This window comes from Morganella morganii (genome assembly GCF_019242955.1).
Classification (GTDB): Bacteria; Pseudomonadota; Gammaproteobacteria; order Enterobacterales; family Enterobacteriaceae; genus Morganella; species Morganella sibonii.
This window is the reverse complement of sequence record NZ_CP066129.1, coordinates 497544-517434: the sequence shown is the minus strand read 5'-3', so window position 1 is coordinate 517434 and position 19891 is coordinate 497544. Positions and strand designations below refer to the sequence as shown.

At 52.1% G+C, this 19891-nt stretch carries 17 protein-coding genes; 3 read left to right on the top strand and 14 right to left on the bottom strand.

What is annotated here, in order from left to right:
- Positions 1-123 precede the first annotated feature (123 nt).
- The 5 genes from ispH to ribF all read right to left on the bottom strand — a co-directional run bounded on the left by ispH (position 124) and on the right by ribF (position 6151).
- Positions 124-1074, bottom strand: coding sequence for a 4-hydroxy-3-methylbut-2-enyl diphosphate reductase (gene ispH, locus JC793_RS02305; protein WP_218427364.1), 951 nt, complete (start codon positions 1072-1074; stop codon positions 124-126).
- Between the two features lie 112 nt (positions 1075-1186).
- Positions 1187-1618: an FKBP-type peptidyl-prolyl cis-trans isomerase gene (gene fkpB, locus JC793_RS02300; protein ID WP_046894117.1), complete on the bottom strand. Its 432-nt coding sequence runs from the start codon at positions 1616-1618 to the stop codon at positions 1187-1189.
- Positions 1619-1840: 222 nt separating this feature from the next.
- Positions 1841-2362, bottom strand: coding sequence for a signal peptidase II (gene lspA / locus JC793_RS02295; RefSeq protein WP_046894116.1), 522 nt, complete (start codon positions 2360-2362; stop codon positions 1841-1843).
- A 3-nt stretch (positions 2363-2365) separates the two neighbouring features.
- Positions 2366-5179 (bottom strand): isoleucine--tRNA ligase, encoded by a 2814-nt coding sequence (ileS, locus tag JC793_RS02290; protein WP_218427362.1) that lies wholly within the window; start codon positions 5177-5179, stop codon positions 2366-2368.
- A gap of 27 nt (positions 5180-5206) precedes the next feature.
- A complete protein-coding gene (gene ribF / locus JC793_RS02285; protein ID WP_166706954.1) occupies positions 5207-6151 on the bottom strand; it encodes a bifunctional riboflavin kinase/FAD synthetase in 945 nt (314 codons plus the stop codon).
- A gap of 351 nt (positions 6152-6502) precedes the next feature.
- Between ribF and rpsT the strand changes: the two genes are divergently transcribed.
- Positions 6503-6763 (top strand): 30S ribosomal protein S20, encoded by a 261-nt coding sequence (rpsT, locus tag JC793_RS02280; protein WP_015422441.1) that lies wholly within the window; start codon positions 6503-6505, stop codon positions 6761-6763.
- 61 nt (positions 6764-6824) lie between these two features.
- On the opposite strand, the gene nhaR is transcribed toward rpsT, so the two are convergent.
- On the bottom strand, positions 6825-7754 hold the full coding sequence (gene nhaR / locus JC793_RS02275) for a transcriptional activator NhaR (protein WP_046894114.1): 930 nt from the start codon (positions 7752-7754) through the stop codon (positions 6825-6827).
- A gap of 90 nt (positions 7755-7844) precedes the next feature.
- On the bottom strand, positions 7845-9023 hold the full coding sequence (nhaA, locus tag JC793_RS02270) for a Na+/H+ antiporter NhaA (RefSeq protein WP_052926318.1): 1179 nt from the start codon (positions 9021-9023) through the stop codon (positions 7845-7847).
- A 252-nt stretch (positions 9024-9275) separates the two neighbouring features.
- Between nhaA and JC793_RS02265 the strand changes: the two genes are divergently transcribed.
- Positions 9276-10118: a DMT family transporter gene (locus JC793_RS02265; protein ID WP_218427360.1), complete on the top strand. Its 843-nt coding sequence runs from the start codon at positions 9276-9278 to the stop codon at positions 10116-10118.
- A gap of 12 nt (positions 10119-10130) precedes the next feature.
- Here JC793_RS02265 and JC793_RS02260 read toward each other — a convergent pair whose 3' ends face one another.
- The 6 genes from JC793_RS02260 to tal form a co-directional block, all read right to left on the bottom strand.
- Positions 10131-10709: a hypothetical protein gene (locus JC793_RS02260; RefSeq protein WP_218427358.1), complete on the bottom strand. Its 579-nt coding sequence runs from the start codon at positions 10707-10709 to the stop codon at positions 10131-10133.
- 132 nt (positions 10710-10841) lie between these two features.
- Positions 10842-11987 (bottom strand): molecular chaperone DnaJ, encoded by a 1146-nt coding sequence (dnaJ, locus tag JC793_RS02255; protein WP_107680755.1) that lies wholly within the window; start codon positions 11985-11987, stop codon positions 10842-10844.
- A 102-nt stretch (positions 11988-12089) separates the two neighbouring features.
- A complete protein-coding gene (gene dnaK, locus JC793_RS02250; protein ID WP_107680754.1) occupies positions 12090-14012 on the bottom strand; it encodes a molecular chaperone DnaK in 1923 nt (640 codons plus the stop codon).
- 327 nt (positions 14013-14339) lie between these two features.
- On the bottom strand, positions 14340-15638 hold the full coding sequence (locus JC793_RS02245) for an MFS transporter (protein WP_218427356.1): 1299 nt from the start codon (positions 15636-15638) through the stop codon (positions 14340-14342).
- Between the two features lie 121 nt (positions 15639-15759).
- Entirely contained in the window at positions 15760-16344 is a 585-nt protein-coding gene (gene mog, locus JC793_RS02240) for a molybdopterin adenylyltransferase (RefSeq protein WP_052926315.1), read from the bottom strand.
- A 105-nt stretch (positions 16345-16449) separates the two neighbouring features.
- The gene (tal, locus tag JC793_RS02235) at positions 16450-17403 is read right to left on the bottom strand and encodes a transaldolase (protein WP_004237118.1); all 954 of its coding nucleotides are present in this window, start codon (positions 17401-17403) and stop codon (positions 16450-16452) included.
- Positions 17404-17724: 321 nt separating this feature from the next.
- On the opposite strand from tal, the gene yaaA reads away from it, so the two are divergent.
- Positions 17725-18507: a peroxide stress protein YaaA gene (gene yaaA / locus JC793_RS02230; RefSeq protein WP_218411142.1), complete on the top strand. Its 783-nt coding sequence runs from the start codon at positions 17725-17727 to the stop codon at positions 18505-18507.
- A gap of 91 nt (positions 18508-18598) precedes the next feature.
- Here yaaA and thrC read toward each other — a convergent pair whose 3' ends face one another.
- Positions 18599-19891: a threonine synthase gene (thrC, locus tag JC793_RS02225; RefSeq protein WP_218427354.1), complete on the bottom strand. Its 1293-nt coding sequence runs from the start codon at positions 19889-19891 to the stop codon at positions 18599-18601.

Sequence of the window (19891 nt, the reverse complement as noted above, 5' to 3'; positions counted from 1 at the left end):
CGGATTACCAGTTACCCGCCGTTATCATCAGAAAATCACAATACAGCCCGCAGATTATCAGTAAAACTGTATTCACCGGGCAGCAGACAAAAAAAAGCAGAACCTCTGTTCTGCTTTTCGGTATCAGACCTCTTTGATATCCATCCGTAACTCTTTCGGGACTTCAAAGATAATATTTTCCTCACGCCCTTCAAGCTGGCTGATCTCATCCGCCCCCAGTTCCTGAAGACGGCTGATCACCTGCTGCACCAGCACATCCGGTGCGGATGCCCCGGCTGTCAGGCCGATAGTATCGACATCACGCAGCCAGACGGGATTGATGTCATCAGCAGAATCAATCAGATAAGAGGGTTTTCCGACCCGCTGCGCCAGTTCCGCCAGCCGGTTGGAGTTAGATGAGTTTTTAGAGCCGACCACCAGCACCAGATCCGCCTGACCGGCCAGATCGCGTACCGCTTCCTGACGGTTAGTCGTGGCATAACAGATATCATCTTTACGCGGACCGATGATTTTCGGGAAGCGGGCATTCAGCGCATCGATAACTTCCGATGTATCATCAACGGACAGTGTGGTTTGCGTCATAAAGCTGAGGTTTTCCTCATCTTTGACTGTCAGTTTCCACACATCCTCCGGGGATTCCACCAGATACATACCGCCTTCCGGGTTGTTGTACTGCCCCATCGTCCCTTCCACTTCCGGATGCCCGGCGTGGCCGATCAGAATGGCTTCTTTGCCTTTGCGGCTGGCGCGGGCGACTTCCATATGCACCTTGGTGACCAGCGGACAGGTGGCATCAAACAGCATAGTGAGGTTGCGGGAACGTGCTTCCTGACGGATCGCCTGCGAGACACCGTGAGCGGAGAAAATCAGAATGGCGTTATCCGGCACTTCCGAAATTTCCTCAATGAAAATCGCACCGCGCTCACGCAGATCATTGACCACATAGCGGTTGTGCACGACTTCATGACGGACGTAGATAGGCGCACCGTATAACTCCAGCGCCCGCTCCACAATACTGATTGCCCGGTCAACACCTGCACAGAACCCCCGCGGGTTAGCCAGTAAAATACGCACGTTCAGCCTCCAAACCATCGCCCGGACGGGCAGTAAAACAAAAATTCAACATTTGCGCGCTACTATACCAGAGCCATCCCCCGGACCGTAATGCTAATTATTGCTCTGTGTATCAGGCAGTGACGTCACGGACGCTGATATCAAACGTCACATCCTGCCCGCACAACGGATGGTTAAAATCCACTTCAACGGAGTCCTCTGTGACAGATTTGATAATTCCCGGCATTTCGCTGCCGTTCATTGCGGTAAACAGCATGATCGTGCCGGTTTCCGGCAAACCAGCTTCCAGGAAATCGGAGGCGGAGAAAAACTGAATCAGATCCGGGCTAGGTTTGCCGAAAACCGCCTCACCGGGCAGTGTGAAGGTTTTTTTATCTCCGGCAGATAAACCGAGTAATTGCTGCTCCAGCGCCGCTGACAAACTGCCGTCACCGAGACGGAACAGTGCCGGTTTACCCTGCGCCTCAGTGGAATCCGCCACCGAGCCGTCAGACAGTTTCAGGGTGTAATCCAGTAATACGCTGTGATGTTCTGCAACCTGCATATGATTATTACTCTCTGTATCAGATAAAAAATATCCGCCCGGCGGCGGATATGAGATTGCTGACAAAGCAGGATAAAACGTGGTTTTTCCTGCTTTGTGTTATCTGCCGAAAATCAATAAATTGATTTTCCTGGTTTATTTTTACAACCTCTGTCGGCCGTTGCCAATCCCTGCAGGTTTGTCAACGGCCGGATATCCGCCTGGCGGCGGATATCCGGGTCATCAGTCTGATGATGTCTTGTTCTCTGGTTTGTCGCCTTTCTTACCGTCAGGGATAAAGCTTTCAATAATGATAAGCCCTGCCCCGATGATGATCCAGCTGTCCGCCAGGTTGAACGTCGGCCAGTGCCAGTCACCGACATAGAAGTCGATGTAATCCACCACAAAGCCGTGCATCAGGCGATCGAGCAGATTGCCGATCGCCCCGCCGATAATCAGTGCATACGCAATATTACTGAGTTTGTTGCGCGCACTGGTACGGTACATCATCACTAATAATGTCACGGAGATACCGATAGCCACCGCTGTGAAGAACCAGCGCTGCCAGCCGCCCTGAGATGCGAGGAAGCTGAATGCGGCACCGTAATTCCGCACATAGGTCAGATTAAAGTACGGCATCAGAGATGTGGATTCATGCAGCCCGTAATTCGCTAAAATCAGCTGCTTTGAAATAGCATCCAGTACCAGTACCAGGACCGCCAGCCACAGCCAGCGTAATCCGGTCGAACACAGTGGTTTTTTCATTTATCAGGCAAACTTACGTTCTTCACCGTTTCCGGCTACGTTAGTCACACAGCGGCCGCACAGTTCAGGATGTTCACTGTCCTGACCGATGTCAGTCGTATAATGCCAGCAACGCGGGCACTTACTGCCTTCCGCTTTGCCGAAGCCGATACGCAGGCCGGCCAGCTCACTGTTTACCGCACTTTCCGGTGCCGCAGACAGTGGTTTCACATCAGCCTGAGAGGTCAGCAGTACGAAACGCAGTTCATTACCCAGGCTGTTCAGCTGTGCCGCCAGGGCATCATCCGCATACAGGGTAACGGCTGCTTCCAGCGAGCCGCCGATCAGTTTATCAGCACGGGCCTGTTCCAGTACCTTGTTAACTTCACCACGTACTGACAGCAGGACTGCCCAGTAATCATCATTCATGCTTTCCTGTGCATTCAGCCCGAACAGGCCGTCATACCACTCTTCGGTGAAGACGTACTGCGGACGTTTGCCCGGCATCACATTCCAGATTTCATCTGCGGTGAAGGACATAATTGGTGCCATCCAGCGAACCAGTGCTTCCGCGATGTGGAACAGCGCGGTCTGACAGCTGCGGCGGGCCAGGCCATCACTTTTCGCGGTGTACTGACGATCTTTGATGATATCCAGATAGAACGACCCCATTTCCACTGAGCAGAACTGCATCAGACGCTGCACAACTTCATGGAAATCATAGGCTTCATAGGACTTCAGGATATCTGCCTGTGCAGCCTGTGCACGGCCGACAGCCCAGCGGTCTGCCACAATCATCTCTTCCGGTTTCACCATATCGGTTTCCGGATTGAAGCCATTGAGGTTGGCCAGCAGGAAACGCGCGGTGTTACGGATACGGCGGTAAGAATCCGCAGAGCGTTTCAGGATTTCATCCGAAACGGCGATTTCACCGGAGTAGTCAGTAGAAGCCACCCACAGACGCAGAATATCTGCACCGAGTTTGTTCATCACGTCCTGCGGACTGACGGTATTACCCAGAGACTTAGACATTTTGCGGCCCTGACCATCCACGGTAAAGCCGTGAGTCAGCACTTCGCGGTACGGCGCTTTGCCTTTCATCGCGGTGGAAAGCATCAGTGAGGACATAAACCAGCCGCGGTGCTGGTCAGAACCTTCCAGATAGATATCCGCAGAATTGCCATGGAACTCCGGACGAGCATCCACTACCGCAGAATGGGTAGAACCGGAGTCAAACCAGACATCCAGCGTATCCGGCACTTTTTCATAGATATCGGCATCATCACCCAGCAGGTCGCGCGGGTCGAGATCCCACCACGCCTGAATACCGTGCTCTTCCACACGTTTGGCGACGTCTTCCATCAGTTCCAGCGTGCGCGGATGCAGCTCCTGAGTCTCTTTGTGAACAAACAGAGACATCGGTGTGCCCCAGGTGCGCTGACGGGAAATACACCAGTCCGGACGGTTTTCCACCATCGCGGTGATACGTGCTTCACCCCAGCCCGGAATCCATTTCACGCCTTTGATTTCATTCAGAGACTGCGAACGCAGGCCGTTCACATCCATTCCGATAAACCACTGCGGTGTTGCACGGAAGATGACCGGCGTTTTGTGGCGCCAGCAGCACGGATAGCTGTGCGAGATATTTTCGCTGTGCAGCAGTGCGCCTTTCTCTTTCAGCAGTTCCAGGATGATGTCATTGGCTTTCAGCACAAATACGCCATCCAGTGACGGATAGGTGCCGCTGACATAACAGCCGTTCGGACCGACCGGGTTAGCGGTTTCCAGACCGTATTTCTGACCGATTACATAGTCGTCAGGGCCGTGGCCCGGTGCGGTATGCACAGCACCGGTACCCGCATCCAGGGTGACGTGATCGCCGAGGATAGCCGGGATATCAAAGCCCATAAACGGATGATTAAAACGCAGCAGTTCCAGGTCGCTGCCTTTACAGTCATTTTCCACGATCCAGCTGGTGATACCGGCGCGTTTCATCACGCTTTCCACCAGATCGGCAGCCAGAATCAGGCGCTCATCGTTCACACGGACTAACTGATAATCAAATTCCGGGTTCAGAGAAATAGCGCGGTTCGCCGGTAAGGTCCACGGAGTAGTGGTCCAGATAACCAGAGAGACCGGCAGACCGTCATTTTTCACGCCGAATTTGGCGCAGACGGCATCCGCATCAGCGGCAGTGAAGCGCACGTCAATGGACGGAGAGGTTTTGTCGTAATATTCCACTTCCGCTTCCGCCAGGGAAGAGGCACAGGAGGTACACCAGTGAACCGGTTTCGCCCCTTTGACCAGATGGCCATTGGCAATCACTTTTGCCAGTGCGCGGATAATGTGCGCTTCGGTTTTGAAGTCCATGGTCAGGTACGGATGATCCCAGTCACCCAGCACGCCCAGACGGATAAAGTCTTCCTTCTGGCCTTCAATCTGCTCTTTTGCGTATTCGCGGCAGGCGGCACGGAACTCAGCCGGCGTGACTTTGTCACCCGGTTTGCCAATCACCTGTTCTACTTTGTGTTCAATCGGTAAGCCATGGCAGTCCCAGCCCGGAATATACGGGGAATCGAAACCGGCCATGCCTTTGGATTTAATAATAATATCTTTGAGAATTTTATTGACTGAGTGACCAATGTGAATGCTGCCGTTTGCATACGGAGGACCGTCATGCAGGATAAAGGTTTTTTTACCGGTTTTGGCTTTACGGATCGCCTGATACAGACCTTCTTTGTACCAGCGTTTCAGCATGTCAGGTTCGCGCTTTGCTAAGTCCCCGCGCATAGGGAACCCTGTCTCCGGGAGATTCAGGGTATTTTTATAGTCACTCATTCGATTCTCAGTTCCAATATTATTCCGTTAAACACATAACGAGGGGTTGGATTGTAAAAATTCCCTTGCCGCAATCTCATCCCGCGCAATTTGCGCTTTCAGCTCATCAAGTGAGGCAAACCGCTGTTCATTTCGCAATTTCTTGCGCAGTACCACATCCGGATGCTGCCCGTATAAATCCATAGACGCATCAATCAGATGAACTTCCAGTTGCTGGCCCTTACCCTGTACTGTCGGGCGGGAGCCGATATTGGCCACACCCGGCAGCGGATGCGGCCCGAGGCCGTATACGTCCACGGCATACACACCGTGCACCGGTGCAGCCAGACGTTTCAGGGGGATATTGGCGGTCGGAAAGCCGATGGTACGCCCGAGCTCATTGCCGTGAACCACCCGTCCGCTGATGCGGTAAGGGTGACCGAGCAATGCTTCGGCCTGTGCCAGATCGTCGTTTTCCAGCGCACGGCGGATGGCCGTGCTGCTGATCCGTTTGCCGTTATCACAAAAACTTTCCGTGCTGCGGACCGTGAAACCATACTGTTTCCCCGCTTCACACAGCCCGTTAAAATCGCCCTGACGATTTTTTCCGAAACGGAAATCATCGCCGACCACCAGAAACTTCACCCCCAGCTGTTCAACCAGCAGGTGTGAGATAAAGGCATCCGGTGTCAGTGATGCGAATTGTTTACTGAATTTAACACACAATAAGTAGTCCACACCGTACTGCGCAAGATATTTTACCTTATCGCGCAGCCGGGTCAGGCGTGCCGGCGCTTTATCCGGTGCAAAAAATTCCAGCGGCTGCGGCTCGAAGATCATGACGACCGACGGCAGCCCCAGGCGTTTTCCTTCCTGCGCCAGATGTGACAGTAATGCCTGATGTCCGCGATGAACGCCATCAAAATTACCGATAGTCAGCACGCAACCATGGTGACGCGCACGAATATTGTGAGTACCGCGAATTAGCTCCATAGCCGGCTCAATACAGTCAAAATTAGTCTGATTATACCTTGTCCGCCGCGTCAGGTTAACCCACTAATGCGGCTGAATCGCGAATTCTCTGCACAAAAAGCGGGGCATCTCTCTGCGCGGAAAGTGAAAAATCATTTTTTTCGTCAGAATCTTACCATTCAGACGACTTTTTTCCGCGTAAGGGCTGTATTCCCGATGAGTAAACTGATAAAATCCCCGCCCATCACAACGTACATTTGCGTCGCTGTACAACGACGCATATTTGCACAAATCCATTGACAAAATAAAGCGGAGCAGGCATATTCCTCCACCTTTGTATTGTCCTCGAAGAATATATTTGGGAGTTGGACCTTGGCTAATATCAAATCAGCTAAGAAACGCGCCATTCAGTCTGAAAAACGTCGTCAGCATAACGCTAGCCGTCGTTCTATGGTGCGCACCTTTATCAAGAAGGTTTACGCTGCTATCGCTGCCGGCGACAAAGAAGCTGCTCAGAACGCATTTAATGACATGCAACCACTTGTGGATCGTCACGCTGCTAAAGGCCTGATCCATAAGAACAAGGCTGCCCGTCATAAGGCGAACCTGGCTGCTCAGATCAAAGCAATGTAATCTGATTGTGCAGACATAAAAAAACCGGCTCACGCCGGTTTTTTTATGTCCTTTTTCTGCCTCAGTCCGGCAGACCGATATCCGCGGCTGACTGCGAACCGCTGAACAGTGCAGAGAAATCTTTGTTACACACCCGCTGAACCGCCGGATGCTGGATCATGCGCTCAGCAAAAATCACATAATACTCTTCTTTGATAGTGTCCACCGTTCCCAGCTCGACAATATCACTGTCAGCAAAAATACCTTTCGTGTAGAGCGACGGCGCCACAAAAATCGCATTGTGATACATACCGAATGCTTTCATCAGCGCCGCATCATCGAATTCACCCAGAATTTCCACTTCCAGGTTTTTATTGCGTATCCAGGTCAGTAACTGACGGCCGAGCATTGAGCGGCGGCCGGGAACCAGCAGACGGCGCTCTTCCAGACATTCCGGGAACGGCTTCTGCGGCGCGGGCTGGCGGCAGTAAAAACTCATACTGCACTCCCCGAGCTTCACGGAAAACAACCCTTCCTGCTGAGTGGAATCCACCGGACAGTCGGAGAGGATCATGTCCAGTTTGTGCTGGCTGAGCTGCTCGAGCAGCATTTCGTGAGTGGATTCAAAACAACGCAGATGGATTTGTTCATGCTCCATCACCGCCGTTTCCAGCACCTTGCTGACCAGACGTTTTGACAGCGCATCGGCGACCCCGACATCAAACAACAGATTGGATTCGCGGCTGTAAGTGACAATATCCAGCATTTCCTGGCTGAGCATAAACATCTTATCCGCATAGCGGAATACCAGCTGGCCCAGCTCCGACGGCACCAGGCCGCGTCCCTGGCGCTTAAACAGCTTGCCATCAAGGCGCTCTTCCAGTGCTTTGATTTGGCCGGTGATGGTTTGCGGGGTCAGATAGAGGGCTTCTGCCGCCCCCACCACCGAACCTTCTTTACAGACATGCCAGAAATAATAGAGGTGATTGTAGTTTAAATGGGAGACTCGCATAGTTTTTCCCGGACAGACCTTATCTTTTTTTGATGTTTAACTCGGAAATTCTGTTGTATTCACCGGCCGGGAAGGCCGGTGAATCACAGGTTACTGCCGGACTGTTTTCTTCGGTAACACGGAATGGAGCAGGAACAACCCGACAACTGCTGCCATCGTGGAACCAATCAGAATTCCCAGCTTGGAGTAGGTGTTAAATGCCTCAGGAAGTCCGGTAAATGCCAATCCCGCGATAAAGATAGACATTGTAAAACCGATCCCGCATAACACCGATACGGCAAATATATGGTTAAGAGTAATCCTCTCCGGCAGTTTTGCAAAGCCCAGTTTTACCGAAATCAGACATGCGGTGAAAATCCCCAGCGGTTTCCCGATAAACAGGCCGAGCAGGATCCCCAGCGGCAGTGTTCCCATCAGTGCGTCGAATGAAATTCCCTGAATACTGACACCGGCATTAGCAAAGGCAAACAGCGGCAGGATCAGATACGCCACCCACGGATGCAGCACATGTTCCAGCTCCTCTGACGGTGAGTGCTCACCATCTTTGCTCCGCAGCGGGATCAGGAAGCCGACGATCACCCCGGCCAGTGTGGCATGTACGCCGGATTTAAGAATACACACCCACAATATCAGCCCCGCAATCATATAGGCGGCGGTATTGCTGACGTTGCGCAGGTTCATCACACACAGTACAACCACCATCAGCGCAGCCAGCAGCAGTGCTGTCAGTGAGACAGTTTTGGTGTAAAACAGCGCGATAATGACGATAACCCCGAGGTCATCAATAATCGCCAGCGCCAGCAGAAAGACTTTCAGTTCTGTCGGCACCCGCTTGCCCAGTAAAGCCATCACGCCGAGTGCAAATGCAATGTCTGTCGCGGCCGGAATCGCCCAGCCCTGTGCGGCGGCGGCATCCCCGCCGTTAAACAGCAGATAGACCAGTGCCGGCGCGACCATACCGCCGAGTGCGGCAATCGCCGGAAACATCGCTTTATCGCGCCCGGCCAGAGAGCCGACCATCAGCTCCCTTTTTACTTCCAGCCCGACGACCAGGAAAAATATCGCCATCAGGGCGTCATTAATCCATAATAACAAGGGCTTATCAATTTCCAGTGCCGCAAATTTTACAGCAACAGGAATATCAAGAAACGACTGATACACCGCTGACAGCGGCGTATTCGCCATTACCAGCGCGATCAGTGCGGCAATAATCAGCAGTATGCCGCCTGCGGCTTCGAGTTTTAAGAACTGTCGGATAATTGCGGTCATGAGTTAACTCCTTTAAGACTGTCGGCGTTAATAATATGCAAACAATCAACTCGAAAAAAGCAGATTATTCAGCAATAATAACTCGGTTATTACTGGCAATAAGAGGCTTATATCACGGAATTTCCTGATAGATCCGCATAAATTAACTATATATTAACATTTTTATTTCTGTGAAATGCATTGTATAACCCCGCTTTCCGGCAGATATTCTGCTATCGTTACTGCCGTTCACTGAATAAAACGGGTTACCCCATGTCCGCCACGCTGTTTATTGCTGTTCTGTTTGCTGCTTTTTTTCATGCATCCTGGAATGCAGTGATTAAATTTGGTCAGGATCGCTTCCTGGGTATCGCAGTGATGACCATCTGGTCCGGTGCAGTCTCTGTTCCCGCCCTGTTCTGGTTGGGCCTGCCGGATCCGGCAGCCGTAAAGTGGCTGATACTGTCCGCCCTGTTTCATATCGGTTATGCCATCTGCCTGAGCAAAGCGTATTCAAAGGGTGATCTCAGCCAGATTTACCCGGTTTCCCGGGGTTGTGCCCCGCTGCTGACGACCCTGTTTGCGGTACTTCTGTTTGGTGAACATCTGCCTCTGCTCTCTCTGGCCGGTATTCTGCTGATTATTACCGGTGTGCTTCTTCCCGCCCTCAGACACAGAGCATCCGGGCATATCCGCAGCGGGTTGATATATGCAGTTATCACCGCCTTTTTTACGGCCTGTTACACACTTTCCGACGGCTTCGGTGCCCGCAGCAGTACAGATTCACTGACTTATATTTTCTGGCTGTTCGCCCTGAACGGTCTGGTGATGGTCGTCATGGGTTTTGCCCGTTACCGCCACCACTTCACCCGTGATTTTCTGCGTTACAGCAAGCCCGGACTGACCGGCGGCATCCTGCAAATCTTCAGCTACGGCATTGTGATATGGGCGATGGGACAAGCACCGATCATGATTGTCGCGGCGTTACGGGAGACCAGTGTGCTGTTCGCACTACTGCTCTCCGCGTATTTCCTGAAAGAAAAACTGACACCCACCCGGATTCTGGCCGCCTGTATTATTGTGGCCGGAGTAATTGTGACAAAACTGGGCGGTTAGTCCGGTTTTTTATCATACGACCGGCTGAGGTACCGGCAACTCAACTGTACCACTGGTCTGTATTGTAACTTGTGTACGTTTATCCGGATCGGCCAGATTTACCGGAGCACCATACTTTACGGCGCGCAGGCTTTTCTCAAGCACAAAAAGTCCCAGATCCTTATGTTTCCCCATAATCTCTTTGGTCGTATAAACCGCGGAATCCGGCAGTGTTGCGTCATGGAGCGATACCGGGGAACGGCTGCATTCCTTATTGATTTCAATAATTTTGGTGCATTGTTTCTGAATTTTATCCAGAACACGGCCTTTGAAGAAACGGCAGAAAGCTGACTGCCTTTCCCGGTACACCTTAATTTCATCCGAAATATTTTTGAAAGGAGTTATATCCCCAATGTCAGATGCGAACATATTCTTCAATACAATAAAGTTTCTGGTTCCTAATAGTTCAGCCCGCTCGGGTGTATCGCCAAACAGTTGTTCCTGCGAATTTTTAATCTCTGAGATAAAACGACGAAGTCCGCCGTTTCCGAACTTTTCTGATGTATCCTTAATTAATTCTGTAACAGATACTGCCTGACCGGTGATTTTCATATTGTTTGCCTTAACGAATAAATGGTTAAAACAGAATAAAAAAACCGGCGCTGAATGCTTGTATAAAGCACACAAAAAAACCGGCCGGAAAAATTTTCCGGCCGGTTTTGATATAACTTATCTGACAGTGACTTATTTGGTCAGGTCATCAAAGAATTTCTTCACGCCGTCAAAGAAGCGTTTTGCTTTCGGGGTATTGTCCTGACCGCTCTGGCCATCAACGGATTCACCGAACTCACGTAACAGTTCTTTCTGTTTTTCGCTCAGTTTCACCGGAGTTTCCACCACGACACGGCACATCAGGTCACCCTGCATTCCGCCGCGCGCCGGTCTGACACCTTTGCCTTTCATACGGAACATTTTGCCGGTCTGGGTTTCTGCCGGGATCTTCAGCTTAACGCGTCCGTCGAGTGTCGGTACTTCAATCTCACCACCCAGCGCCGCAACAGTAAAGCCAATCGGCACTTCACAGTAGAGATTGCTGCCGTCACGTTCGAAGATATTGTGCTGACGGACATGAACCTCGACATACAGATCGCCTGCCGGAGCCCCCATTTCGCCTGCTTCACCTTCACCGGTCAGACGGATACGGTCGCCGCTGTCCATCCCGGCCGGAATTTTGACCGACAGGGTTTTATAACGTTCAACACGTCCGTGACCATGACACTTGCTGCACGGATCTTTGATGATTTTGCCGCGACCATGACAGGTCGGACACGCCTGCTGCACCGCAAAGAAGCCCTGGCGCATCTGCACCTGGCCCATACCGTGACAGGTCGGACACTCCTGCGGCTCAGTACCTTCTTTCGCCCCGCTGCCGTGACATTTATCACAGGTTTCCAGGGTCGGAATACGGATCTCTTTGGTCACACCACGAACCGCTTCTTCAAGGGTCAGTTCGATGTTGTAACGCAGGTCTGCTCCGCGTGCCGCGCGTTGCTGACGGCGACCACCACCAAAAATATCACCGAAGACGTCACCAAAGATATCACCGAAGTCAGCACCGCCGAAACCGCCGCCGCCAAATCCGCCGCCGCCGCCCATACCGCCCTGCTCAAATGCCGCGTGGCCGTACTGGTCATAAGCCGCACGTTTTTGTGCGTCGGTGAGGATTTCGTAAGCCTCTTTAACTTCTTTAAATTTATCTTCCGCGTCTTTATCGCCCTGATTACGGTCAGGGTGATATTTCATCGCAAGGCGTTTGTAGGCTTTTTTAATCTCTTTATCATCCGCAGATTTCGAGACGCCCAACACCTCATAGTAATCTTTTTTTGCCATCCGTTTTGTCCCTTAACACACAGACACGGGCGCAGAGTTTCCTCAACGCCCGTGCCGGTTTTCAGTGATTAATAACAGTCATCACCGCGCCCGCTAAGGGCCTTATTTTTTGTCTTTGCTGTCGTCAACTTCTTCGAATTCAGCATCAACAACATCATCATTTTTACCTGCATCCTGCGCGGCATCAGCACCTGCTGCACCTGCCTGCGCCTGCTGCTGGGCAATTTCCATCAGTTTGGCAGAGGCGTCGATCAGAGCTTTCGTTTTCTCTTCGATAGCCGCTTTATCTTCACCTTTGGCTGCGATTTCCAGCTCACTTACCGCCTGCTCGATTTTCACTTTATCGTCGCCCGGCAGTTTGTCACCCGCTTCTTCAATCTGTTTACGGGTGGCGTGAACCAGCTGATCAGCCTGGTTACGAACCTGTACCAGCTCTTCGAACTTACGGTCAGCTTCGGCGTTCGCTTCCGCGTCACGTACCATTTTCTGGATCTCTTCCTCGTTCAGACCGGAAGAGGCCTTGATGGTGATGTTCTGCTCACGGCCGCTGTTTTTGTCTTTCGCAGACACATGCAGGATACCGTCGGCGTCGATGTCAAAGGTGACTTCGATCTGCGGCATACCGCGTGGTGCTGCCTGAATACCATCCAGGTTAAACTGACCCAGCGATTTGTTGTCACCGGAACGTTTACGCTCACCCTGCAGAACATGGATAGTTACCGCAGACTGGTTGTCTTCCGCTGTGGAGAACACCTGGCTGTGTTTGGTCGGGATAGTGGTGTTCTTCGCGATCAGCGGAGTCATCACGCCGCCCATGGTTTCGATACCCAGAGACAGCGGGGTAACATCCAGCAGCAGCACGTCTTTAACATCACCACCTAACACACCGCCCTGTACCGCAGCACCAACAGCCACAGCTTCGTCCGGGTTCACGTCTTTACGCGGTTCTTTACCGAAGAAATCAGCAACGGTTTTCTGAACCAGCGGCATACGGGTCTGACCACCTACCAGGATAACATCATTGATGTCATTCACTGACAGACCGGCATCCTGTAATGCAACTTTGACCGGGTCCATAGAGCGTTTAACCAGATCTTCAACCAGTGATTCCAGTTTTGCACGGGTCACTTTGATGTTCATGTGTTTAGGACCGGTCGCGTCCGCCGTGATATACGGCAGGTTAACGTCAGTCTGCTGTGCGGAAGAAAGCTCGATTTTTGCTTTCTCGGCAGCTTCTTTCAGACGCTGCATTGCCAGCGGGTCGTTACGCAGATCGATACCCTGTTCTTTCTTAAACTCTTCAACCAGATAGTTGATCATGCGGCTGTCGAAGTCTTCACCACCTAAGTGAGTGTCGCCGTTCGTTGCCAGCACTTCATAGGTTTTTTCGCCGTCAACTTCATCGATTTCGATGATAGAGATATCGAAAGTACCACCACCGAGGTCGAAGACCGCGATAGTACGGTTACCCACTTCACGATCCAGGCCGTAAGCCAGTGCCGCTGCAGTCGGTTCGTTGATAATACGTTTTACATCCAGACCTGCGATACGGCCGGCATCTTTGGTTGCCTGACGCTGAGCATCGTTAAAGTAAGCAGGTACGGTGATAACCGCTTCGGTTACCGGTTCGCCGAGATAATCTTCAGCGGTTTTCTTCATTTTTTTCAGGACTTCAGCAGAAACCTGTGGTGGTGCCATTTTCTGGCCTTTCGCTTCCACCCATGCGTCACCGTTATCAGCGCCGACAATTTTGTACGGCATGATGTTCATATCGCGGCGCACTTCTTCATCGTCAAAACGACGACCAATCAGACGTTTGATTGCAAACAGTGTGTTCTGCGGATTGGTAACAGCCTGACGTTTTGCCGGCTGACCGACCAGGATTTCACCATCCTGTGTATACGCGATGATTGACGGCGTTGTGCGGTCGCCTTCTGCGTTCTCCAGGACACGTGCCTGATTACCATCCATTACAGCAACACAAGAGTTGGTTGTACCTAAGTCGATACCAATAATTTTACCCATTTAAAGGCCTCCGAATAATTCTGTTCGTCTTACGCTACCGATGTATATGAGGTTCAATTTTCACTTTTCAAGAAAAAATTTTTACTCACCCGTCACCCGGAACATTTCCTGACGGTACCGGACATCCGCAGCGTTAAAGGGGATTCAACTGAGTTTCAGTTTCCGATGACAACTAGATGGGGCCATAAATGCATTCATCAAGGGGAAAATGAAAAAAAAACAGATTATTTAAAAGAAAATGATGAAACACTGAAAAATGCCGCGCTGACAGTCATATCAGCACGGCATTAAAACAGCATAATTGATACAGCATAAAAGCGGATGTTATCAGGAGCTGAACACCATCATCCGCTGACGCACCGCCGCTTTCCCCATATACAGCCCCAGCAGCAGGCCGATCAGAGAGAGCCCCAGCATGTAGTACGCCGGTGCCAGCGGGGTCCATTTCAGGAACAGCGTGACCACAACCGGTGTCAGTCCGCCGAAAATGGCATAAGAAAGATTGTAGGAGAAGGAAATACCGCTGAAGCGGATCTCCGCCGGATAGCTGTTCACCATCACAAACGGCACTGCCCCCACCACGCCGACACTGAATCCGGCCAGTCCGTAGGTCAGTGACAGCGGCGTACCCGGCTCACCGGCGGTCAGATAAAAATAGCCGGTACAGACCGCCAGCAGCAGGCTGCCGAAGGTAAAGACCACTGACGCACCCAGTTTGTCACACAGATAACCGGCGACCAGACATCCGCCGCACAGCGCCAGAATCGCCGTCATATTAGCAACAGACACCACCGCTTTTGCCAGGCCGAACTCCGTCTGCAAATAGGCCGGTGTCAGCAGGATCACCACCACAACCCCGGCGGAGAGCAGCCAGGTCAGCAGCATGGAGATCACAATCGCTTCTTTGTGGTTCACCACGACGGTTTTCAGCGGCAGCTCTTTCGCCAGTGCTTTTTGCTGTTTCATCTCCTGAAAGATCGGCGTTTCCGCCAGCCAGCGGCGCAGATAAAGTGCCACAAAGCCGAAAATCCCCCCGAGGAAGAACGGCACACGCCAGCCCCAGGCCAGTTGCTGTGCTTCAGTAAAGATTGTCGCCATCATCATCGCCACCAGCGAGCCGAGCAGAATACCGACCGTCAGCCCCGCTGTCAGCGTGCCGCAGGCAATACCGATACGGTGCTTCGGCACATGCTCGGAGACAAATACCCAGGCCCCCGGGACTTCCCCGCCAATCGCAGCCCCCTGCATGACCCGCATCAGCAGAAGCAATAACGGCGCGGCGATACCGATAGATTCATAAGTCGGCAGCAGACCGATACAAAGTGTCGGCACCGCCATCAGCAGGATGCTGAGAGAGAACATTTTTTTACGGCCGACCAGATCACCGAAGTGAGCCATCACAATGCCGCCCAGCGGACGCACCAGATAGCCGGCAGCAAAGATCCCGAAGGTCTGCATCTGCACCAGCCACGCAGGGATATCCGGCGGAAAGAACAGTTTGCCGATGGTAACGGCAAAGAAGATGAAAATAATAAAATCGTAAAATTCGAGTGCGCCACCCAGGGCCGCGAGAGAGAGTGTTTTATAATCCTGCCGGTTGAGTGTCCGGGGAATGGTCTGTGCCATGGGTTCACCTTTCCTGTCTTTACATTGCTGTTATCTTTACTTTACATAAACGGATAACCGCATCATAGGACAAGAAAGGTGTCCGGGGGAATACTTTTTATTTTATGCTAAAAACGCAGTATTACTGCGGCTTTATTGCTGATTTCGGACGAAATGCCGCGACAATTTCAGGGTCGGTTTCAATGTAAGGCCCGTCAAGCAACTGTATACAATACGGTACACTTGCGAAAATACCGGAAACGATCACTTTACCGTTTTCATCTTTCAGCCCTTCCAGGGTTTCAGCAATGGCTTTCGGCTGCCCCGGCAGATTAAGGATCAGCGACTGATTACGGATCACGCCCACCTGACGGGATAAGATTGCCGTCGGCACAAATTTCAGGCTGATCTGACGCATCTGTTCGCCGAAGCCCGGCATTTCGCGATCTGCCACCGCCAGTGTTGCATCCGGAGTCACATCACGCCGCGCCGGGCCGGTTCCGCCGGTTGTCAGCACCAGATGGCAGCCGAATTCATCCACCAGTTCGCACAGCGTCTGGCTGATCATCGCTTCTTCATCCGGGATCAGGCGGGTTTCTGTCTGAAAAGGCGTGGTGATAGTTTTTGCCAGCCATGCCTGTAAGGCCGGAATGCCTTTATCTTCATAAATACCACCGGATGCGCGGTCAGAAACCGAGACAAGACCGATGCGCAACACATTGTTCATAGTCACCTCAACGTCATTTTGACTCCGGGGCACAGCATAGCATTGCCGCCGGAAACAAAAAAGGCAGCCCCGGGGCTGCCTCCTGAATCTGACGTATTATAACGATTACAGCAGATCGGCGATCATTTTTTCCAGTTTGCCCTGGTCTACCGCAAACTTACGGATACCGTCCGCCAGTTTCTCGGTTGCCATCGCATCACTGTGGTGACCCCAGTAGAACTCAGCTTCTGTCAGCGGTGCAGGACGCGCTTTCACTTCGCCTTTGTATTCCAGCTTGCGTTCAACCGCACCGGTCGCTTCTGACAGCTCTTTCAGCAGTGCAGGGGCGATGGTCAGGCGGTCACAACCGGCCAGTTCCAGGATTTCACCTGAGTTACGGAAGCTTGCGCCCATAACCACGGTTTTGTAGCCGTGCTCTTTGTAGTAGTTGTAGATTTCAGTTACTGAAATCACGCCCGGATCTTCTGCCGGTGCGAACTCTTTCTTGTCGCTGTTTGCTTTGTACCAGTCGAGGATACGGCCGACGAACGGAGAAATCAGATACACACCTGCTTCCGCACAGGCACGCGCCTGAGCAAAGGAGAACAGCAGTGTCAGGTTACAGTTGATGCCTTCTTTTTCCAGCTGTTCCGCAGCACGGATACCCTGCCAGGTGGAGGCCAGTTTGATCAGGATACGATCGTTGCTGATACCGGCATCGTTATACAGTTTGATGAGACGTTTTGCTTTGGCGATACTTGCCTGCGTGTCATAAGAGAGACGGGCATCCACTTCGGTGGAGATACGACCCGGAATCAGTTTCAGAATTTCCAGACCGATATTCACCGCCAGTTTGTCACCGGCATCGATAATCTGCTGTTCACGTGAGTCGCTCTGTGCACGCGCCCAGGTTACCGCATCATCAATTAACTTACGGTATTCCGGAATCTGCGCCGCATTGAGGATCAGAGAAGGGTTGGTGGTGGCATCCTGTGGTTTATACAGTTTCATCGCTTCGATGTCACCGGTATCGGCCACGACCGTGGTCAGATTACGCAGGGAAGTTAATTTATCGGTCATTTTCGTCTCTCATCTTATGTCAGAAGATACCCGGAATAATTCGGGATGCCTGCCGGTGAACTTTGCGTAGTCAACACCCGGAAACCCTGAAGTATAACGAGTACAGATGGCAATATGCCGCAACTGCATTTGATAATATCACGGACAGCACGCCGCGCAAGCAGGGAAAATCCGGCTTGTCCCCTTTGCTCCGCCGTTATTCCGTTGTTATCCGGAGCGTTTCCTGTTTTGTGCGCCGTCACCGATTACAGTGATTTGCCCGTTATCCTCTTTTTTTTGTTAAAGTAACCGGAGAATGACAACATCAGACCGGAGCCGACTATGCTGCTGACTATTTCTCCTGCAAAAACCCTTGATTATGACAGCCCGTTAGCCACTGAGCGCCATACTCAGCCTGAGCTGCTGGCACAATCAGAAACCCTGATAGAAACCTGCCGCAAACTGACCCCGGCGGATATCGGCTCGCTGATGCATATCAGTGATAAGCTGGCCGGACTGAATGCCGCCCGTTTCGGGGAATGGCAGCCGGATTTCACGCCGGACAATGCCCGCCAGGCCATTCTGGCATTTAAAGGGGATGTCTATACCGGAATGCAGGCGGAGACCTTCAGTGAAGCCGATTTTGATTTTGCCCAGCAGCACCTGCGTATGCTTTCCGGCCTGTACGGCGTGCTGCGCCCGCTCGATCTGATGCAGCCTTACCGCCTGGAAATGGGAACGAAACTTGCCAATCCGCGCGGCAAAGATCTGTATACGTTCTGGGGGGATATTATTACGGATAATCTGAATCAGGCGCTGGCTGCACAGGGTGATAATGTACTGGTCAATCTGGCCTCTGATGAATACTTTAAAGCGGTAAATCCGAAGAAACTGAATGCGGTGATTATCAAACCGGTTTTCCTCGATGAGAAAAACGGCAAGTACAAAGTGATTAGTTTCTATGCCAAAAAAGCACGCGGGCTGATGAGCCGGTTTATTATTCAGAACCGCCTGACGCAGCCGTCTCAGCTGACGGAGTTTAATCTCGACGGTTACCGTTTTGATGAAAGTCAGTCCGGTGAACGGGAACTGGTGTTTACACGGCCGGAACACCACGCAGCATAACTGCCGGGTCATTCAGCTGCGCCATCCGTGGCGCAGTATGCTTTTTGTTCTCTTACCCGTTATCATCACACTGGTGACAATTGACAGGAAGTTACGGTTTCACCGTCTTCAGCAGATAGTCCCGCAACGCCGCAAAATCAGCCGGTAATACCGCAGACAGCAGCGGCAAATCAGCCCGCTCAGCCAGTTCCGCCGGTAACGGCAGTTTCCTGTCCAGAATCGCTTCCACACTCTCCAGGAATTTGGCCGGATGCGCTGTGCCGAGGAAAATACCGTACTCGCCCGGCTGCAAATCACTGCGCAGCAGACGATAAGCGATCGCGGCATGCGGCTCGGAAATATACCCTTTCGCAGCCAGTTCCCGCATGGTTTCGCGGGTTTCATCGTCGCTTACCGCGCCGGAACGCAGGTCTTTCAGTGACCAGCCTTTGCGTGCAAACAGCGCTTCAATACGCGGCCAGTTGTTCGGCTGGCTGACATCCATGGCATTGGATAACGTTGCCACGGTTGCCGCCGGTTTCCACTGCCCGTCCGCCAGATAGCGCGGTACGGTGTCATTGGCATTGGTTGCGGCGATAAAGCGTTTCACCGGCAGCCCCATCGCTTTTGCCAGCACTCCGGCGGTCAGGTCACCGAAGTTACCGCTCGGCACCGAGAACACCAGTTCACCGCGTTTTTCCGCCGGAACCTGTGCCACCGCTTCAAAGTAATAGCAGATTTGAGCCAGCAGACGGCTGATATTAATGGAGTTTGCCGAGTTCAGATGCAGCGTCTGTTTCAGTTCCTCATCATCAAACGCCTGTTTCACCAGCGCCTGACAGGCATCGAAATCATCCTGCACCGCCACGGTGTGAATATTGCCGCCGAGGGTACAGAACAGTTTTTCCTGTAACGGGCTGATTTTTCCCTGCGGATAGAGGATCACCACCTGCACGTTTTTCAGGCCGTAAAAAGCATGAGCAACCGCTGCACCGGTATCGCCGGAGGTGGCGGTAAGAATGGTGACTGGCTTGTCACCGGCAACGGCAGCCAGCGCCTGGGCCATAAAACGTCCGCCGAAATCTTTGAATGCCAGTGTCGGGCCGTGAAACAGCTCCAGACAGGCCACATCCGGCTCCACCGGACTGAGCGGTGCCGGAAAAGCAAAGGCGGCACGGACACGCGCTGCCAGCTCAGCTTCCGGAATCTCATCACCAATCAGTGCATGCTGAATGGCCGTGCTGCGGCTGACAAAATCCATCGCCAGCAGCTTATCCATTTCCGTTGCATCAAAAAACGGAATCTCACGCGGGAAGAACAGCCCCTGTCCGCGTCCCAGCCCCTGTTTTACCGCCTGTGCAAAACTGACTTTCTCACTCTCATCTTTTAAATTGTACAGTTCCAT